This window comes from Fibrobacter sp. UBA7003, assembly GCA_002449765.1.
Taxonomy (GTDB): domain Bacteria; phylum Fibrobacterota; class Fibrobacteria; order Fibrobacterales; family Fibrobacteraceae; genus Fibrobacter.
In genome coordinates this window covers 238,386-257,780 of sequence record DJXN01000010.1, presented here as the reverse complement: position 1 = coordinate 257,780, position 19,395 = coordinate 238,386, and the positions used below count along the sequence as shown (strand labels likewise).

At 54.4% G+C, this 19,395-nt stretch carries 16 protein-coding genes; 9 read left to right on the top strand and 7 right to left on the bottom strand.

Translation table 11 applies throughout. The features are described from left to right. Window positions 1–2 precede the first annotated feature (2 nt). The 6 genes from B2952_RS07705 to B2952_RS07680 all read left to right on the top strand — a co-directional run bounded on the left by B2952_RS07705 (window position 3) and on the right by B2952_RS07680 (window position 10,310). Window positions 3–2,189, top strand: a complete 2,187-nt coding sequence (locus B2952_RS07705; RefSeq protein ID WP_290730100.1) for a hypothetical protein — start codon at window positions 3–5, stop codon at window positions 2,187–2,189. A 43-nt stretch (window positions 2,190–2,232) separates the two neighbouring features. Next, complete coding sequence (locus B2952_RS07700) at window positions 2,233–4,131, top strand: hypothetical protein (RefSeq protein WP_290781562.1); 1,899 nt, start codon at window positions 2,233–2,235, stop codon at window positions 4,129–4,131. Between the two features lie 195 nt (window positions 4,132–4,326). Further along, window positions 4,327–5,328: a type I glyceraldehyde-3-phosphate dehydrogenase gene (gap, locus tag B2952_RS07695; protein WP_072811949.1), complete on the top strand. Its 1,002-nt coding sequence runs from the start codon at window positions 4,327–4,329 to the stop codon at window positions 5,326–5,328. Between the two features lie 369 nt (window positions 5,329–5,697). After that, window positions 5,698–7,167: an anthranilate synthase component I family protein gene (locus tag B2952_RS07690; protein WP_290734509.1), complete on the top strand. Its 1,470-nt coding sequence runs from the start codon at window positions 5,698–5,700 to the stop codon at window positions 7,165–7,167. Window position 7,168: 1 nt separating this feature from the next. Further along, window positions 7,169–8,764, top strand: a complete 1,596-nt coding sequence (locus B2952_RS07685; RefSeq protein ID WP_290734511.1) for a bifunctional anthranilate synthase component II/anthranilate phosphoribosyltransferase — start codon at window positions 7,169–7,171, stop codon at window positions 8,762–8,764. A 40-nt stretch (window positions 8,765–8,804) separates the two neighbouring features. Next, window positions 8,805–10,310 carry a bifunctional indole-3-glycerol phosphate synthase/phosphoribosylanthranilate isomerase gene (locus B2952_RS07680; RefSeq protein WP_290730115.1) on the top strand — a complete coding sequence of 502 codons (1,506 nt, stop codon included), beginning with the start codon at window positions 8,805–8,807 and terminating at the stop codon, window positions 10,308–10,310. 44 nt (window positions 10,311–10,354) lie between these two features. Here B2952_RS07680 and B2952_RS07675 read toward each other — a convergent pair whose 3' ends face one another. Beyond that, entirely contained in the window at window positions 10,355–11,338 is a 984-nt protein-coding gene (locus tag B2952_RS07675) for an FISUMP domain-containing protein (protein ID WP_290730118.1), read from the bottom strand. A 34-nt stretch (window positions 11,339–11,372) separates the two neighbouring features. Then, the gene (locus B2952_RS07670; RefSeq protein ID WP_290727431.1) at window positions 11,373–12,260 is read right to left on the bottom strand and encodes a hypothetical protein; all 888 of its coding nucleotides are present in this window, start codon (window positions 12,258–12,260) and stop codon (window positions 11,373–11,375) included. A gap of 555 nt (window positions 12,261–12,815) precedes the next feature. Here B2952_RS07670 and trpB point away from each other — a divergent pair. Together trpB and trpA are read left to right on the top strand one after the other, a co-directional pair. Then, window positions 12,816–14,090, top strand: coding sequence for a tryptophan synthase subunit beta (gene trpB, locus B2952_RS07665; protein WP_290734513.1), 1,275 nt, complete (start codon window positions 12,816–12,818; stop codon window positions 14,088–14,090). An 80-nt stretch (window positions 14,091–14,170) separates the two neighbouring features. Continuing rightward, window positions 14,171–14,920, top strand: coding sequence for a tryptophan synthase subunit alpha (gene trpA, locus B2952_RS07660; protein WP_290734515.1), 750 nt, complete (start codon window positions 14,171–14,173; stop codon window positions 14,918–14,920). Window positions 14,921–15,019: 99 nt separating this feature from the next. On the opposite strand, the gene B2952_RS07655 is transcribed toward trpA, so the two are convergent. Both B2952_RS07655 and B2952_RS07650 read right to left on the bottom strand, forming a co-directional pair. Further along, window positions 15,020–16,285, bottom strand: a complete 1,266-nt coding sequence (locus B2952_RS07655) for an ammonium transporter (RefSeq protein WP_290734517.1) — start codon at window positions 16,283–16,285, stop codon at window positions 15,020–15,022. A 57-nt stretch (window positions 16,286–16,342) separates the two neighbouring features. Then, window positions 16,343–16,684, bottom strand: a complete 342-nt coding sequence (locus B2952_RS07650; protein WP_073113603.1) for a P-II family nitrogen regulator — start codon at window positions 16,682–16,684, stop codon at window positions 16,343–16,345. A 236-nt stretch (window positions 16,685–16,920) separates the two neighbouring features. On the opposite strand from B2952_RS07650, the gene B2952_RS07645 reads away from it, so the two are divergent. Beyond that, complete coding sequence (locus B2952_RS07645; protein ID WP_290730130.1) at window positions 16,921–17,358, top strand: dUTP diphosphatase; 438 nt, start codon at window positions 16,921–16,923, stop codon at window positions 17,356–17,358. Here the strand turns inward: B2952_RS07645 and B2952_RS07640 are convergent. From B2952_RS07640 to B2952_RS07630, 3 genes are all read right to left on the bottom strand, one after another. Continuing rightward, a complete protein-coding gene (locus B2952_RS07640) occupies window positions 17,355–18,701 on the bottom strand; it encodes an ATP-binding protein (protein ID WP_290734519.1) in 1,347 nt (448 codons plus the stop codon). The two genes, B2952_RS07645 and B2952_RS07640, sit on opposite strands and share 4 nt — an antisense overlap. Window positions 18,702–18,800: 99 nt before the next feature. Then, the gene (locus B2952_RS07635) at window positions 18,801–19,037 is read right to left on the bottom strand and encodes a DUF2442 domain-containing protein (RefSeq protein WP_290730136.1); all 237 of its coding nucleotides are present in this window, start codon (window positions 19,035–19,037) and stop codon (window positions 18,801–18,803) included. A gap of 3 nt (window positions 19,038–19,040) precedes the next feature. Beyond that, window positions 19,041–19,301, bottom strand: coding sequence for a DUF4160 domain-containing protein (locus B2952_RS07630; RefSeq protein WP_173555229.1), 261 nt, complete (start codon window positions 19,299–19,301; stop codon window positions 19,041–19,043). Between the last annotated feature and the right edge of the window lie 94 nt (window positions 19,302–19,395).

Below are 19,395 nucleotides of genomic sequence, written 5' to 3'. Positions count from 1 at the left end.
CTATGGTCCTCGATCAGCAGCGCAAGATATTCCATGAGTCGTGGTACCGCCTTGCGGGGAGCAAGATCTCCCTCAGGGCGAGTGTCCGCGTCCACAGGCAGACCTACCGCGGTGTACTTTGGTACGTACTTTACGAACCGTTTACGAACCAGTATTACCGATTGCCTCGCGGGGCATACGACTTCGTGTCGCGCCTTTCGCCCGACAAGACGGTGGGTGAGGTGTGGAGCGCCATGCTCAAGGGTAGCGAAGGCGAGATGCCCGGCCAGGGCGAAGTCATCGAGATGCTTGCGCAGCTGTACCAGGCGAACATGCTCATGTACACGGGCGTGGACGATGGCGCAAAGCTGTTCGAGCGCAACCGAAAGCAGAAGCAGAAGAAGGTCAAGGCCTCGCTCTTGAACATCTTCTTCTTGAAGGTGCCGCTGTTCGACCCCGACGCCCTGCTCAACAAGCTGCGCTGGCTTATCCGCTTCTTGCTGAGCAAGCCTTTCGCGCTCGTGTGGCTTGCGACGGTTATCGTCGCCGCGAAATACGGAATCGAGAACTTCGATGCCCTCAAGGACCAGAGTTCGGGATTCCTTTCGCCGTCGAATATCGGCTGGGTCTACGTGTGTACCGTGTTCGTGAAGCTCTTGCACGAATTCGGCCATGCGAGCGTCGTCAAGCGCTACGGGGGCGAGGTGCACACGCTGGGCGTGATGTTCATGCTGCTCGTGCCTCTTCCGTATGTGGATGCGACGGCGAGCTGGTCGTTCCGCAAGAAGTCGAGGCGCGCTCTGGTGGGGGCCGCGGGCATGCTCACGGAATTCTTTATCGCCTCGGTCGCCTTGATTGTCTGGGCGAACCTTGGCGGTGGACTCGCCAAGAATCTTGCGTACAACGTTGTTATAATGGCTTCGGTCTCGACCGTGCTGTTCAATATCAACCCGCTCATGCGATTCGACGGCTACTATATCCTGACCGATTTGCTGGACATGCCCAACCTGCAGCAGAATTCGGTACGCCACCTCAAGTACCTGCTGGAACGTTACGTGTTCTTCAAGCGCGATGCCGAGGCGGTTGCCGAGACCTGGCTCGAACGCGTGATTTATTCGGTTTACGGAGTCGCCTCGTCGATCTACAGGATTTTCCTATTTACGGGGTTCATCGTCACCATCTCGCAGCACTACCTGATACTTTCGTTTATCATGGGGGCCCTCCTTTGCCTGACGATGGTGATTATGCCGGTGGGCAAGTTCCTCAAGTACATCTTCGCAAGCCCCGGGCTTGCGCTGGTGCGTAACCGAGCCGTTTTCGTGACGGTTCTGGTGCTCGGCAGTGCCATATCGCTTTTGTTCTACCTGCCCGTTCCCGACACGTTCAAGGCTCCCGGCGTTATAGAGGCGGCGCGGTACGAAAACACGACGGTGGGCGAGGGCGGCCTTGTTGCCGGTGTGTTCCGCGGCGAAAAGGCGAAGGTCAAGAAGGGCGATACGCTGATGGTCCTCGAAAACCGCGAACTCGATTTTTCGATTGAGGAAAAACGTGCGCAGGTGAGGGAGGCCGTGCAGGCCTACTACCAGGCGCTGGACCGCGCTCCCGAAAATATGCTGCCGCTCGAAAAGCGGCTGGGCGTGCTGAGGCAGGAACTGGGCGACCTGCTGCGCTACCGCGACAAGTTGACGCTTGTGGCCCCGATGGACGGCATTTGGGACGTGAAGAACCCGGACGAGTACGTGGGCCGCTTTATGCAGCGTGGCGATTCGATGGGGATGGTGCTCGATACGACCGCATTCGATTTTTTGGCGGTGGTGAGCCAGGAGGAGGTCTCTCGCCTGTTCACGGAAAAGCCGCGCAAGGTCTCGGTGCGGCTCAGCGGCGACGCCTTTACCGAAATCCCTGTCGATAGCGTTTCGGCTATTCCTGCGGCGCGTGACCGCTTGCCTTCCGCTGCGCTCGGGTGGCTTGGCGGTGGCGAAATCGAGACGCGTGCCTCGGGCGGTGCGGGGGATGGGTATGGCGAACGTACTGCGGAACCCGTCTACCTGGTGCGTGCGACAATCAACAGGGACGATGCGGCCCTGGCGGGCATTGACTGGGCGCACGGCCGTTCGGGCAAGATTCGTTTCCATTTGAAGGATACTCCGCTAGCCCTGCAGGGAATCCGCAAGGCGCGCCAGGCCCTGCAAAAGTACTACAAGATGTAATATGAACCTTACCGACAACTACCGACTGACATCTTGCAAGCAAGTGAAAAAGATCCCGACGGGCCTCGATGCCCTGATGTCGCGGATGGTCGGGAAGTTCAAGGGCCGCAGGGGAGTGCTGCGCGGGCTTTTGAAAGATGCCCGGAGTATCGACCTGTGGAGCCGTTCTTTTACGCAGCTCGACGATGCGTCCCTGAAAAAGCGCATGGCGGACATGCAGGCCGAACTCAAGCGCCCCTTCGCGAAGAGCGCTCTCCTGAAATCGTTTGCCCTGGTGCAGGAGGCCGTGTCGAGGACTCTCGGGTATCGGCCGTATATTGAGCAGTTGACGGGAGCGCTTGCGCTATACCGCGGGTATGTCGCCGAAATGTCGACTGGCGAGGGCAAGACGGTTACGGCCGCCATGTGTGCCGCCGTGCGGGGCTGGAGCAAGCGCCCGTGCCACGTGATTACGGCGAACGACTACCTGGCTGCACGCGATGCCGAAATCATGAAGCCGCTCTATTCGTATTGCGGGGTGAGCGTCGGGGCGGTGACGGGTGCGATGAAGCCTGCGGAGCGGCGCGAGGGGTATTCGGCCGACGTGACTTATTCTACGGCGAAGGAAGTGCTGGCCGACTTTTTGCGCGACCGGATTGCGATGGGGAATTTTCAGGATTTTGGCAAGCGGCTCGTTAGCGCCACGACCATGAATATGGAACGCCTGAAGTCGAACCTGGTGCAGCGCGGGCTTTATACGGCCATAGTCGACGAGGCCGACAACGTGCTGATTGACGAGGCCGTGACCCCGCTGATTATTTCGCGCGAAAAGAAGAACGACGAGTTCAACGAGGCGTGCCGCCTTGCGTACAAGGTATCCGAAAAGCTGAAGCGCCGTACGGATTACGAGGTGGACTACAAGAACCGCACCATACGCTTTGTTGTCGATATGGAATCCCGCCTGGACGATATCGGCGAAGAGATTTCGTTTGCCCGCGCCGGTTTTTTGAAGGATTTGGTGCGGCAGGCGCTTGTGGCCCGCGAACTGTTCGAGTGTGGCCGCCATTACGTTGTCGAGGAAGGCAAGGTGGTGATTGTCGACGAATCGACAGGCCGCAAGATGCCCATGCGCTCGTGGAACGGCGGGCTGCACCAGATGATAGAAATCAAGGAAGGGCTCGAAATGAGCGGCCTCAAGGAGACGGAGGCGCGAATGAGCTTCCAGCGCTTCTTTAGGCTCTACAGGAATTTCTCGGGCATGACGGGTACGGGCAAGGAGGCCTCCGCCGAATTCTGGACAATCTATGGTGCTGCCGTGGTGTGCATCCCGAATCACCGCAAGAGCAAGCGCAAGGTATCGCACCTGAAGACTTTCGCAAGCAAGGACGCCAAGCGCCGCGCCATCGTGAAGGAGGTCATCCGCATGCACGAGAAGGGCCGCCCCATCCTGATTGGCACGAAGGACATAGACGAAAGCGAATACCTTGCCTCGGCAATCGAATCGAAGGGCCTGCATTGCCGGATTATCAATGCGGTGCGCTGCGAGGAAGAGGCCGCCATCGTGGCCGAAGCGGGCAAGTTCGGGGCCATTACGGTCGCGACGAACATGGCCGGCCGCGGTACCGACATCAAGATTCCGGACAAGGTCAAGAAAATCGGCGGGCTCCACGTTATTGCGACGGAATGCAACCCTTCTTCGCGCATTGACCGCCAGCTTTTCGGCCGTTCGGCACGCCAGGGCGACCCGGGGAGCGTGAGCCACTACGCCTCGTTCGAAGACGATGTGCTGCGCCGTAACCTGCCGAACGCGCTTGCCGTGGCGTTCAGGCACCTTGGACCCTTTTCCGCCCTTTCGGTGCGCTGGGCGCAGCATCGGGCGGGCAGAAAGGCTTACCAGAGCAGGCTTTCGGTACAGCGCACCGATACGTGGCTTGAGGATTCGCTCGGGTTCAGCGGGAACTAGTCCCGAACCGCCCCTGCCGGTCGGGGAGGGGGCAAGCGGGGGAGTCCGTGCTCCCTTAATCACTAAATATCGGTCTTTTGTCTTTTTTTTACTCCAGAACTACACAAAGACCGCCTTTTTTTGTATCTTTGACGCCAGCAAAGCACCACCCTAAAGGTGGCTAGCAATTTCAACAATAAACAAAAGGATCCAATAATGGCTCTCAAACTCGGTATCAATGGTTTCGGCCGCATCGGCCGTATGGTCTTCCGCGCTGCTGTGGAAAACTTCTCCAAGGACATTCAGGTTGTCGGTATCAACGACCTTCTCGACGTTGACTACCTCGCTTACATGCTGAAGTACGACTCCGTGCACGGCGCTTTCAAGCACGACGTGTCTTTCGAAGGCAACTTCCTCATCGTCGATGGCAACAAGATTCAGGTGTTCGCCGAAAAGGATCCCTCCAACATCACTTGGGGTGCCCTCGGTGTTGACGTCGTTGTGGAATCCACTGGCTTCTTCCTGACCGACGAGCTCGCCCGCGCCCACATCAAGGCCGGTGCCAAGAAGGTCATCATGTCCGCTCCGTCCAAGGACGCTACCCCGATGTTCGTTTACGGTGTGAACCACCAGACCTACGCCGGCCAGGACATCATCTCCAACGCTTCCTGCACCACCAACTGCCTCGCCCCGATGTCCAAGGTCCTCAACGACAAGTTCGGCATCAAGCGTGGCCTCATGACCACCGTTCACGCTGCTACTGCTACGCAGAAGACTGTTGACGGCCCGTCCAAGAAGGACTGGCGCGGTGGCCGCGGCATCCTCGAAAACATCATCCCGTCTTCTACGGGTGCTGCCAAGGCCGTGGGCAAGGTTCTCCCGCAGCTCAACGGTAAGCTCACCGGTATGAGCCTCCGCGTTCCGACCTCCGACGTTTCCTTCGTTGACCTCACTGCCGAACTCGAAAAGCCGGCTACCTACGAAGAAATCTGCAAGGCCATGAAGGAAGCTTCTGAAGGCGAACTCAAGGGCATCCTCGGTTACACCGACGAAGCTCTCGTCTCTACCGACTTCCGCAACGACGCTCGCACTTCCATCTTCGACGTCAAGGCTGGTATCCAGCTCGACCCGACCTTCGTGAAGGTTTGCGCCTGGTACGATAACGAATGGGGCTACAGCAACAAGGTTTGCGAAATGGCCCGCGTCATCACCAAGTAATTCTCTAGCGAGTTTTACAGGAAGGCTCCGCTTCGGCGGGGCCTTCTTTATATATTAAAGTATCTTATATATCGATGCGGGTTGAAATTTTTTTCTCTTTTTTTCGGTGCTATCCCTTGCCAACATATGTTTCGTTAGGTATCTTTGTGGCATGATGAACTTTGTGACATGTGCAACTCTCAACCGTCGTTGGTGGCGCGGACTCTAACATAGAGCCCGGTATTTGTCGCAAATCACCCAAGATTTTAAGCAAAGGCTTCCGGACTCGCGGAGGCCTTTCTCTTTTACCCAAATCGCTGAAATCCTCCGGACGCCAAAGTCTTTGCCTACCTGAACACTAGGAAACGAGATTTTAAACCAGAGGATAAAATGACCAACACATCAAAGTCGCCGAACAAACCGGCCAACCACATCACACAACAGCCTGGTTACGAACCGCGTACTGATAGCATCTACGTGGCGCTCCCGGGCGAACGTTACACCCCGTTTTCGCTCGGCAAGAAGCTCGGTGCGAAGGCCATCTTTGAATCCGCGAGTTTCTCGCACGGCCGTAGCCGTTACTCCACCTTGATGGTGGACGAGGGCTTCCGTCTGCGCCAGAACGACAACGACGTGAGCATCATCATTGACGGCAAGGAAAGCGTGTTCCTCAAGGAAGGCGAGGGCGATATTCTCGATGCGCTGACGCTGATTTCGGCCGAAAATACGGTGCCGCCCAACCAGATTCCGATTCCCTCCTCGGGCGTGGGCTACCTGGGCTACGAATTCTGCGCCCGCTGCGATACCATCCGCCTCGCTCCGCAGGTGGACGAACTCAACATTCCCGAAGCGGAATTCCTGGTGGGTCACATCTACATCGTGTTTGACCACTTTACCGAAAAGCTTCACTTGTTCGCTCTGAACTATGAAGAGCACCAGATTGACCTGAAGGCTGCTATCGAGAACGTAAAAGCACGTCTTGCCGATTTGGACTTCAGCTACCTCGCTCCCGAACCGCAGTACGGCAAGGGCATTACGATGACCGACCTGGAACAGTCCCGCAAGGAATACGTGGAAAAGGTCGAAGCCTTGCAGAAACACATCATCGCCGGCAACATTGTGCAGGCAGTGCCTTCTCGCCGCATCCAGTTTGCAAGCGATATCGAAGCACTTGACATTTACCGCAGGCTCCGCACGGTGAACCCGTCTCCGTATATGTTCTTCCTCGATTACGGTACGCACCAGTTTATCGGTGCCTCGCCGGAGAGCCTCGTGCGCGTACGTGAAGGGATTGCGACGATTCACCCGATTGCTGGTACCCGTCGCCGCGGTAAGGACGACGCCGAAGACGAAGCCCTGATGAAGAACCTGAAGGGCGACCCGAAGGAACGCGCCGAACACCTGATGCTCGTGGACCTGGCCCGTAACGACCTGGGCCGCGTTTGCGAAGCCGGTACGGTGGAAACCACCAAGTACATGGAATGCGAAAAGTTCAGCCACGTGATTCACCTGGTCTCTGACGTGCAGGGCAAGGTTTCCAAGACCAAGAAGGCGATTGAAGTGCTGCGCTCCAGCTTCCCGGCTGGTACGGTGAGTGGCGCCCCGAAAATCAGCGCTATCGAAATCCTTTCTGGATTGGAGAAGGTCAAGCGTCGCTTCTATGCGGGTGCCGTAGGCTACATGGAATCGGATGGCGACTTGGATTTCTGCATCGCTATTCGTTGCTGCTTGAAGCAGGGTAAGACCATCAGCCTGCAGGCCGGTGGTGGCATTGTCGCGGCCTCGAATGCTGACCGCGAATTTGAAGAAACGAACGAAAAATTGGGTGCCATCCGCGCCGTGCTCGAAGGAGAAAACTAAGATGATCGTCATTATCGATAACTACGACTCTTTTACTTACAACGTCTACCAGGCTTTGGCCAAGATTACCACTGAAGAAATCCGCGTGCTCCGTAGCCGCGAATGTACCATTGCAGACATCGAAAAGCTGAACCCGAGCCGCCTCATCGTGAGCCCGGGCCCCGGCCGCCCCGAAGACGCCGGCATCTCCGTGGAAGCTATCAAGCACTTTGCGGGCAAGCTCCCGATTCTCGGTGTGTGCCTCGGCCACCAGGCTATCGGTTACGCATTCGGTGCAAAGATTGTGCAGGCCAAGTTCATCAAGCACGGCATCGCCGAAGAAATCGACCTCGACGGCAAGGGTCTCTTCCGCACCATCGGCAAGAAGAACATCTTCACGCGTTACCACAGCCTGGTCGTTGACGAAGCGACGCTTTCGCCGGATTTCGAAGTGACCGCCCGCGCCACCGACGGCGACATCATGGGCATCCGCCACAAGACGCTCCCGATTGAAGGCGTGCAGTTCCATCCGGAATCCATTGCCAGCGGCCGCGCCGACGAATTCTTCAAGGCGTTCCTCAACTACCGTCGCGAACCGCTTGACGTGCGTGGAATCTTGAACACGCTTACCGAAGGCAAGGACTTGAGCCGCGAAACCGCCGAAATGTTCATGGAAGACTTGACCGACGGCATTATGGACGAACGCCAGATGGCCGCAATCCTGACGGCACTTTCCAGCAAGGGCCCTGTTGCCGACGAAATCGCCGGCTGCGCGAAGGTGCTCAGCAGCAAGAAGCGCAAGTTCCCCTACAGCGGCGACGAACTCACCGACATCGTGGGGACCGGTGGCGACGGCAAGGGCAGCTTCAACGTGAGCTCGCTCTCCGGCCTGATTGCTGCAAGCTGTGGCGCAAAGATTGCAAAGCACGGCAACCGCGCCGTCTCTAGTAAGTCCGGTGCCGCCGACTTCTATACGGCTGCAGGCTTCAAGCTTGACATGACTCCGGACAAAGCTGCAAGCGTCATCGACAAGACGAACTTCGTGTTCCTGATGGCGCCTGTCTACCACAGCGCCATGCGCTTTGCCGGCCCGGTTCGCGGCGTTCTCGGCGTGAAGACCATCATGAACCTGCTCGGCCCCCTCACGAACCCGGCCGAAGCCAAATACCTGATGCTCGGCGTCTACAGCACGACCGTGCTGGAACCGTTCACCAAGGCGGCGAAGGCCCTCGGCGCGAAGCGCGTGATGGTTGCCATCAGTGACGATGGCTACGACGAAATTTCGCCCTGCGTGCCGACGACCATCGCCGAAATTCTGGAAGATGGCGAGTACAAGACTTACCGCATCGACCCCAAGGACTTCGGCATCCCCTCCGTGGATCCCGAAGACCTCGCCGGCGGTACGGGCGTCGACAACTTCAACCTCGCTCTCGACGTGCTGAACGGCAAGGGCCGCCCGGGCATCAAGTACGCTTGCGCCCTGAACGCCGGTGCCGCCCTTTACATCAGCAAGAAGGCAGCCAGCATCAAGGAAGGCTTCGACAAGGCCATGAAGGCGATGGAAGACGGCTCTGTGCTGAAGAAGATCGAAGAAGTCAAGGTCGAAACAAATTCGTAACAGAGATCCCCGCCTTCGCGGGGATGACAATGGCAGCAAAATGAGTGAAGATATTCTTGCAAAAATCGTGCGCATGCGCAAAGCCGATATCGAGCGGCTTGGGCTTAACTTTGGCATCGACATTCCGGAAAAGCGCCGCGTAGGCCATACGGAATTTCTCGGCAATGCGGGTGCGATTCTCGAAGTCAAGCGCGCATCGCCTTCGAAGGGCGATATCGCTCCAGACTTGGATCCGGTGGCGCTAGCGACGACATACGCCGAAGCGCATGCGCAGGCGGTTTCGGTGCTGACCGAAGGGAATTTTTTCAAGGGGTCGCTCCGCGACTTGATTGCGGTTGCAGACCTGATGGAAATGCGTCGTCAGCAGGGGTTGCATACCTGCGCCGTACTCCGCAAGGATTTCTTGCTGTACGAAGACGAAATCAACATCGCCTACCGTTGCGGCGCCGACGCCGTTTTGCTCATCGCCCGAATTCTCGACGATGCTCAACTCGTGAAGATGGCTAAGCGCGCCCAAAGTCTCGACATGCAGGCTTTTGTAGAAGTCCGTGAAAAGGACGATTTCCGCAAGCTTTCGGTCGTCACAAGCGCGCTCGGGGCAGATGCCGCAAAAACGATTGTCGCAGGCGTGAACTCCCGCGACCTCGCGACGTTCCACACCGATCCGTTGGTGCCTGCGAGCGTCCGCAGTAAACTCCCGGCAAAGGCGGTTTTCGAATCGGGTATCCACACGCCGGCCGACGCCGACTATGCGCGTAGCCTTGGCTTTACGGGAATTCTCGTGGGGGAGGCGGTTGCCAAGAATCCGCCGCTCGCAAAAGAAGTTGTGGCCGCGTTCGAAAGCGGGCGCGAAAATGCTCGTGGCAAGTTCTGGAAAAAATTCGCGGAACGACGCGCTACCCGCCGCCCCCTCGTTAAAATCTGCGGCATCACCCGCGAAGAAGACGGCTTGCTTGCCGCCGAACTCGGAGCCGACATGCTCGGGTTTGTTTTCAGCACCACAAAGCGCCTGACCACCGAAGAATTCGTGCGCAGTTTTAAGGAGAGATTGCTTCGCTCCGCTCGCAATGACAAATCAGAAACCCCGATTCTTGTTGGAGTTATCACAGACCCAGAATCCCCCGAAGGCAAGACCGCCATTAAGCTTGCCCGCGAAGGTGTGCTTGATGCGGTGCAGTTCCACGGCATTACGCCTCCTGCCGACGCCGACTATGCGCATTACTGCGCTGCCCGCGTAGGCGAAACCTCTGACTTCGAACAAGTTTCGGCCCTCCGCTCCCACGGTGAACCCCGCATCTTGCTCGATGCGAAAGTCGAAGGCATTCCCGGCGGCACCGGAAAGACCATTCCCGAAAACCTGCTTCGCGAAAAAGCAGGAGACATCCCGCTCTGGCTTGCCGGCGGAATCACCCCCGAAAATGTCGGCACGATTTGCGAAAAGTTCCGCCCCGAACTTATCGATGTCTCCAGCGGTGTCGAAGACGCTCCCGGAATCAAGGACCCCGAGAAATTGCGGGCGCTGTTTGAAAAGTTGTCGGTCGAATAATTCCGTAATGCAAAGACCCTCCATTGGAGGGTCTTGTAAGTTTATTACTTCAATAATTCCTTTGCCAAGGGCGTCAGAAATTTTTCAGCATCATTGAGCGGGATACAAAAACCGTCAATGTCTTTTGAATCTTTTGACACGCAGACCTGTATTTTCTTGTTGTCGTCCTGCTTGAAGAAAACCCGGTTGTCTTTATCGTTCAGTGCCTTTGCAAAACCCTTGTTGGTGATTTTTGCCTTGACGACAAGGTCTGAATTTTCCAAGCATGTAGGACCTTCGTTATCGTCGGGGCATAAATTCATGCAATCAAATTCCGTTCCGTTGTTCTTGACAACGTAATGCTCTCCTTCATACCCGGAAGCACCCATGTTTGTGCCATTGAAACACGATGTAACACGGCTGTTCTGGAAATCCGCCCACCACTCGGCACGTGCCATAGTCCCGTCGCAATAACCGGATTGACCGCCTTGACAATCAGAGACGCATCGGACTGACATGGCGCCTTTCTTGGAATAATCGGCGTTGCCGAATTTTTTGGAGGATTGACTCCAGAACCAATAATGCGCTTTGCCTTTGTCCTTCTCGGTCCCGGTCCAGAAGTCGGCGCGGACTTCCTTTAATTCAAACTTGCCCTTGGCATTCTTGAATCCTCCGAGGAACTTGGGAATGTGCAGCGCGTCATAGCCTCGCCAGTATTCATGTTCGTTTTCGATGGTGGAACCATTGTCGACTAGCTCTTTCCATTCATCGAATGTTGGAATATGCCAGCCTTCAGGACATGCTTTCTGTGCGGATTCCCAAGTGTACAGGCGACCGAACTGCTCGCAGTTGCTCTCGTCGTTTTCGTAGCAGAAGCTTCCTGGCAATTTTATGTTCATGTTGGCCGTCATCCATGGCTGGAATCGAATCTCTATGGTGCCGTATGTTTTTCCATCCCTGGAATCAGTAAAAGGAACGCCTTCGCCAGTTTGGGCAAAAGCGCCTGCAATAAGTGAAAATACTAGGCAAGTAAGCGATTTTGCGTCCATATAAATCTCTTGTGTTTATCGCCGCGTTGTAGTCTTAGTATTCGATTTCCACACCGAGCATGTCAGAAAGGCATGGGTAGAATTCCTCGTCGTTGTCGACTTGATATTTATGAGGATAGCCGGGCGTTTTCTTCATGTATTTGCTCATGTCATCGGCATTGCACAGGGATTCGGGAATCTGCAGCATCTTGCTTACCTTCTTGAAACTAGATAGACAGGTCTTGCTTCCGGATGTGTAGGTGACCTCTCTCGTAGCGACATTTTCCTTGTCAATGCTCATGGATATCGTTGCCGTCACGGACTTGCCGTTCGCCTTGAACTTGACCGTGTTGCAATCGGATGATGATACGGAATACTCTTCTACATCGTTGTAATCGAGGAGGTCTTCAATATCATATTCAAGGTCTTCTGCCGGGCAATAGTTCTTCTCCATTTCCCAGGACATGGTAAGATTGCTTTTGGAAACATCCAGAACGTAGATTGTCGAGTTGCTTTCTTCGTCTTCTTTATTGTTGTCGCAGTCAATTTCGCCATCTTCGTAGCGGCAGCGTTCCGTAGTTGTTTTCCATGTCCCGAAAATGTTGCCTTTGTTGCCTCCGGCCATTACTTGGCTGCTTTCCGAGTCTTCGGCCTCTTCTCCGTTCCATTCGTAATGCTTGTCGGCTGTGTTGCCGTCCGCGAATACGACTAGCTTGTTTCCGACAAATTTGTAGTGGTACCAGGACGTGTCCACGTTCTCGTCCCAGCGTGTGTTGCTTTCGCTGACATAGCAACGGTCGTGAATGATGCCGAAGGTCTGCTTGTCTTCGTGAAGGATGTATTTGTTTCCGCTAGCTGCCGGAGAACTGCTGCTATCATCGCCACAGGCGACAAACATCATAATCCCTGCAAGGGTAAGCGTGTACTTGAGGGGCGTCTTCATATATTTTGCTCTTTCTTTTTATAGGGTGATTGTTCAAGTATTGAAAATAAACAAAAGTTTACCCGAGCGGGAGTTTTTTTTGCAAAAAAGCTCAAAAATGAGGATTATCACAGATTTTTTTACAAAAATATGACATTAACCTATTGACAGACAACGAATTAGTATATATATTGCATAACATAAAGATGAAACGGGCAATCCGCTCTGGCCGCTTGCGGCAGGGTTCTCACGAAAAGGGATTCAGGACTTGCCTTTTCATCAAGTGTTTAGTAGAAGGCTTCCTGGTGATGGAAGCCTTCATTTTTTTCTTTTTTCTCCGAGCCACCCCTTGCCACCAAAAAGAGACATTCCTAATTTTGGGTACATGAAGATGAATGCAGTAATCCGTTTCAACCGTTGGTGGTGGGGCTCTACGAAATAGAGTCCGGTTTGCTGATTTCATCAAGTGTTTGTAAAAGGCTTTCGGACTCACCGGAAGCCTCTTTTTTTGTCTTCCGGGTGGACCAGAAGCCATAACCATTAACCTCAAGGCGCAAAAGGCGCGACAAAATAAAAATGACATCAACGGTTTCTAACAACGGTTTCTTTGACAAGTTCGGCGGCAAGTACGTTGCCGAAATCATCCGCCGCCCGCTCGACGACCTCGAAGCGGCATTCAACAAGTACATCCACGATCCGGAATTTCTCGAAGAACTGCGCATCATCCAGCGCGACTACATTGGGCGCGAGACCCCGCTGTATTACGCTCCGACGGCAACGGAACTGTTGGGTGGCGCTCAGATTTACATCAAGCTCGAAGGCCTTGCCAACACGGGTGCCCACAAGATCAACAACGCCATCGGTCAATGCCTGCTCGCTAAGAAGATGGGCAAGACCCGCATCATTGCGGAGACGGGTGCCGGCCAGCACGGGCTCGCTACCGCAGCCGCTTGCGCCAAACTTGGCCTCGAATGCGTGGTGTACATGGGCGAAGTCGATGTTCGCCGTCAGCAGCCGAACGTGGCGACCATGGAAATGTACGGCGCGAAGGTCGTGCCGGTTACGAGCGGCAGCCGCACTCTGAAGGATGCCGTGAACGAGGCGATGCGCGACTGGGCCACGAATTTCAAGAACACGCATTACGTGCTCGGTTCTGCCCTCGGTCCGGCTCCGTTCCCGGATATTGTCCGTACGTTCCAGTCCATCATCGGCGAAGAAGTCAAGCGCCAGGCAGCCGAGCGTAACATCGACATTGCGGCCGTTGTCGCTTGCGTGGGTGGCGGAAGCAACTCCATCGGCGTGTTCACGCCGTTCATCAACGATGCGAATGTGCGCCTGATTGGTGCGGAAGCCGGCGGCATTGGCCCGAACGTAGGCGAGAACGCCGCCCGCATGACGGGTAACGCGAGCCGCGAAGGCATCGTGCAGGGTTACAAGAGCCGCTTCCTCATTGACGAAGACGGTCAATCCATGCCGACGCGCTCCATTTCGGCAGGTCTTGACTACATGGGAATTGGGCCGCAGCTTGCCGCCCTCGGCGAATCCGGCCGCGTGGAATTCACGGCATTCCTCGACAAGGAAGCTCTCGATGCGGTCAAGTTCTTCGCTCGCAACGAAGGAATCCTCTTCGCCCTCGAAAGTGCGCACGCCGGCGCCGCGGCCATGAAAATCGCGAAGGAACTCCCGAAGGACAAGGCGCTCGTCATCAACATGAGTGGCCGCGGCGACAAGGACATCTTCATCACGAGTCCGGTGTTCCGCCCCGAAAAGTGGAAGGAATTCCTAAAGGCCGAACTCAAGCGCCTCGAAAACAACGAAGACATCCACGACGCCGAGATAATGAATAATTGATGATTGATAAATGATAATTGATAATTGATGATGAATAATTTCACTTTTCACTAGAACATTTCAATCAAAGAGTTATCACTATGAACTTAATGTCTCATCTCATTGCCGGGTTCCCGGACGCAGAAACTTCTATCGCCATCGCCGACGCCCTCGTGAAGGGTGGCGCGAACATCCTTGAAATCCAGCTCGCCTTCAGTGACCCGAGTGCCGACGGTCCGGCCATCCAGACGGCATCGACCATTGCTCTTGACAAGGGTTATTCCACCAAGCAGGGTCTTGAAATCGTGAAGAAGATTCACGAACGCCACCCCGAAACGCCGATTTACATCATGACTTATGGTTCGCTCGCTTTTACGCCGGGTATAGACAACTTTGTACGTATGTGCAAGGACTCAGGTGTTTCCGCATGCATCATTCCGGACTTGCCGTTCGATTGCGACGAAGGCCTCACCGAAGCTTGCAAGAAGCACGGCCTCGAAAACATCCCGGTCGCGGCACCTTCCATGACCAAGGAACGCCTCGAAACGATGGCCTCCAAGGGCTTCAAGTACATCTACGCTGCACTCCGCGCGGGTACCACCGGCAGCGAAACCACCATTGACCAGGCGACGCTCGACTTTATCGACACCGTCGGTAAGGGGGGCGCGAAGGTGCTCGGCGGATTCGGCATCCGCAATGGAGAGCAATCCAAGGTGCTTAGCAAGCACGTGTATGCCGTGGTTGCAGGCTCCGTGTTCGTGAATATCGTGCTCGGTAACGAAGATTCTGCCGAAGGCCGCAAAAAAGCCATCGCCGAAATCGAAGCGAAGGCCCGCGAACTTGTCGGATAAAATCGGAATTCAAACGGTCTCGTTCGAATACTGAATTTGAATCTAAATACAAAACGGCCCCGGCGATTGTCGGGGTCGTTCTTGGTTTTTGGTGGGAGTTTACATGTTGCTGAAGATCTGGAATCCGCTGTAGGATTCTTGTCCGTGTTCGCTTTGGTCGAGGCCGCGGAGTTCTTGCCTTTCCGTGACGCGCAGGCCCATTGTCTTCTTGATGACGAAGAAAATCAGGCTAGCGCCGGCGAAGCAGGGTAGGGCGTAGGCGGCAACACCGATGAGCTGAGTGAGCACGCTGTAATTGCCCGTCATGTCAAAGATACCCACGGCAATCGTACCCCACACGCCGTTCACCAGGTGAACAGAGAGGGCGCCGACCGGGTCATCCAAGTGCAGGCGGTCGAACATGAATACTGCGCCGACTACGAGTACGCCAGCGAAGGCACCGATAATCCAGGAGGAGAGCGGAGTCACCACGTCTGCACCGGCAGTGATTGCCACGAGGCCGGCAAGGCATCCGTTCAGCGCCATGGTGGCGTCGGGCTTCTTCGAGACGATCCAGCTCGTGAGCGTCGCGGTAATGATACCCGCGACGGCGGCGAGGTTCGTGGTCACGAGAATCCAGCTAGTAGCCTTCGGGTCGCCACTGAGTGCGGAACCTGCGTTGAATCCCCACCAACCGAACCACAGCATGAATACACCGATGGTTGCAAGCGGAATGTTGTGTGCCGGGATGGCGTGTACCTTGCCGTTCACGTACTTGCCGATACGGGGCCCGAGAATCATTACGCCGGCAAGTGCTGCCCAGCCGCCCACGGAGTGCACGAGGGTAGAACCGGCGAGGTCGTGGAAACCAGCCTTGCCGATGGTCGAAAGCCAGCCGCCGCCCCATGTCCAGCTACCCACAATCGGGTAGACGAAAGCCACGTAGACAATGGTGAAGACCAGGAAGGAATTGAGTTTCACACGTTCGGCCACGGCGCCCGAGACAATCGTTGCTGCGGTCGCTGCAAACATTGCCTGGAAAAGCCAGTCTGCAAACAAAGTAAAGTGGCCGTTGTAGGCGGAGGTGAAACTGGCCGGATTCGCCCAGTCGCCAATGCCAAAGCCCGCGAAACCGAGAATCCCGTTGAAGGTTCCCGGATACATGAGGCCGAAGCCTAGCAGGGCGTACATCGTGATGCCTATGGCGGGGACCGCGATGTTCTTGAAGGCGACGTTGGCAGCGCACTTGGCGCGCACGAGGCCCGCTTCAACGCAGGCGAATCCAAGACCCATGATGAACACCAGCATGGCGCTGATCATGATCCAGATGTTTTCTGTCATAAAGATTGCGTCGCTGACAGGTACGACTTGTGTAACTTCGTTCATTCTTTAAATCCTTTTAATAAATCTTTTGTCTGTAGGCGCGGAGCGCCGTTCTTTCGTCTAACCGATTGCCTCCGGCCCTGTTTCTCCGGTGCGGATGCGGATGCACTGTTCGAGCGAGGTGACGAAGATCTTGCCGTCGCCGATTTCGCCGGAGCGCGCGCCCTTGATGATGGCATCGATGCAGGGCTGCACGAATTCATCGTTTACCGCAATCTTGAGGCAAATCTTCTTGAGCAAATTCACCTCGGTCACCACGCCGCGGAAGCGCTGGTTGTAGCCCTTCTGCTGGCCGCAGCCGAGCACGTTGGTAACTGACATCTTGAAAATGTTGTTTTCGTAAAGCGCTTGCTTCACGAGATTCAGTCGTTCGGGTTGGATGTAGGCCGTAACGAGTTTCATTGTTATTGTCCTTGTTTGATTCCAAGGAATTTTGGAATTCATCCCCTCTGTGCAAAGAGCGTGCCAATTTGGATTTTTATGGCAAATTTTTTGAAATTACGGCGTTTTTGCGCAAAAAGACGACCGGTTTCCTTGGATGGCCGAATGAAATTTTCTGAAATTTGTTTTACGGAATTTGAAATTATGGCTGAAATTGTAAAACCTTTCGACTGCAGACAAAAATGTATATTTGGTTTATGGCCTCACAGACGATCAAAATTCAGTATCTTGACGATTCCATTCCGAAACTCACTTACGTCGGCGGCAAGTCCGACTGGATTGACCTCGCGGCGGCGGAGACCGTGACGCTCAAGGCGGGGGAGTTCAGGCTCATTCACCTGGGGGTCGCGATGAAGTTGCCCGAGGGTTTCGAGGCGCATATCGCCCCGCGCAGTTCCACGTTCAAGAACTTCGGCATTCTGCAGGCGAATTCCGTGGGCGTGGTGGATTCAAGCTACTGCGGCGCGAACGACTGGTGGAAAATGCCGGTGTACGCCACTCGCGACGTGACCATCGAGAAGGGGAGCCGCATCGCGCAGTTCCGCATCATGGAGCAGCAGCCCACGCTTACCTTCGAGGAAGGCCCACTTGAAGGCGCCGACCGCGGCGGCTTCGGCAGCACGGGAATCTGTTAAAACTCAATCTTGTCTAGAACAATCTGTTCTGAATCTTGCTGCAAGAACATGACCATGTAGATGGGCAGATACGTCACCTTTCCCTTTCGGGAAACATTGCAGTTTGCAAAGACGAAGCCTTCTTGCATTTGGTATTCGGAATTCGCAAGACAGTTGTTCATGGCGGAATGGATGGTGTAATCCTTGCCGCTTTTCACTTCGATGGGCAATGCTCGGTTGTTGTATTCAATTACAAAATCCAGTTCGCCCAGGCGATTTGAATTGTAATAGTAAAGCCGGAACCCTTTTGAATAGAGTTCCTGAGCAATGGCGTTTTCGTAGATTCCGCCGGCATTCAGGTTCTGATTTTTTGTCAGCAGCATGGACTTCGTGTTCATCCCGTATTCCGAAGTGAGCATGCCGACATCCGCAAGGTAAAGCTTAAACAAACTGCTTTTCTCGTTCAGCTTTAATGGAATTCTCGGTTCGGTGCTGTTGAAAACAGAAAGTGCGACGCCAGCGTTTTTCAGCCAGAGGAATGTGCTTTGTACACGCTCAAAATGGAGCCCTTTTTTCAAGTCCGTCACGATGTACCGACGGTTCTGTTTCAGAAGTTCCGCAGGAATCAGTTCGTAAGCGTTTGTCAGCAACAAACGCTTGTCTTCCGTTTCGTATTGCGTAAAGTCGAGCTTGTACTGACTCAGAATGTCGCGATGGATCCGCATGACATCGTTCAGGTTGCTGTTGTCCGCAAAGTTGCTCACGGCCTCCGGCATGCCGCCCACGATAAGGTAGCGCGTGAACAGGTCCAGCATTTTCTGGTTTACCGCATCCATGACGGGCGTCCGGTTTTCGAAGGACGAGCGCAAACTAGAAATGATGTTGTCATCGATGTTCGTGATTTGCAGGAATTCTTCGAAATCCAGCGGGAACATTTCTACCGTGGTCATGTAGCCCACAGGCGCAGAATCGAGATTCGTCAGCTCCACTCCAAGGAGCGACCCGCTCAGGACATATCGGAAACTCCCTTCTTCTACAAGGAACTTGATTTTGGTAATCATTTCCTTGTATTTCTGGACTTCGTCGATGAAGATGATTGTCTTGCCCTTTTCCAGTTTCTGCGTGCTAAGAGCCGAAAAGCCCAGGACAAGATCATCGACAGTTTGCGTTGCGGCAAGAACATCTACCGCGGCAGGGGTTTCGATGAGGTTTATCTCAAAGAAATCCGCATGTTCTGCTGTCAGTACGTCCCGAATGGCGTGAGTTTTCCCCACCTGGCGGGCTCCTTTTACAAGCAAGGCCTTCTTTTGGCTGTTTTTGAGCCATTCTCGAATGTGTTTCTCGCTCTTGCGCTTCAAGTCCATCAAAAACCTCGTTTTTGGCCTTTTTTAGCCGTTCCGTCAAAAATACAATAAAAATATATAACTTTTGTCAAAAATACAATATATTTTTTGCTATTTTTGTCAAAAATTAAGGCTCTTGATGAATTCGGGGGCGAAATCGACGCCGTTTGACCATGTAATCGTGTGCGCTTGCAGCGTGAAATCTTTAAAGGTATTGATGTCTGCTAGTTGCTGCACGATGGGTCGGTGGTCCGACTTGATGACGCTTTCGAAATCAGTGACAAAACGGCATCCGTCGTTGAATTCGACGGATATCTTGTAATCGCCAATATATTTTGCGTCAATCACGTGAAGCATAGTCTAGACCAGTGGATCGATTTTCTTGTATTCTCCGGTGTTTGTCAAAGAATTCCAATTATCTAGCAAATCCTGCTTATGAAGAGTTGCCCATTCGACAACAAGACCTTTGACCCTTGCCGGAAGATTGCCTTCCAACATCTCAAATGTAGATAATTCGAAGACACCTTCCAAGTCATTATATATCGCATGGAAGTGTGGAGGCATATGATCGTTGAAGTACATTTGGATGACGATGCCCAAAAAACGGCATAATTCTGGCATTTTTTACTCCTTTCGCCTACAAGCATAAAAAGGCGAGGTTTGTGGTTTAGTGTCTGCGAACAAATATACTTTAATTGCCATGTCAGATTATGAC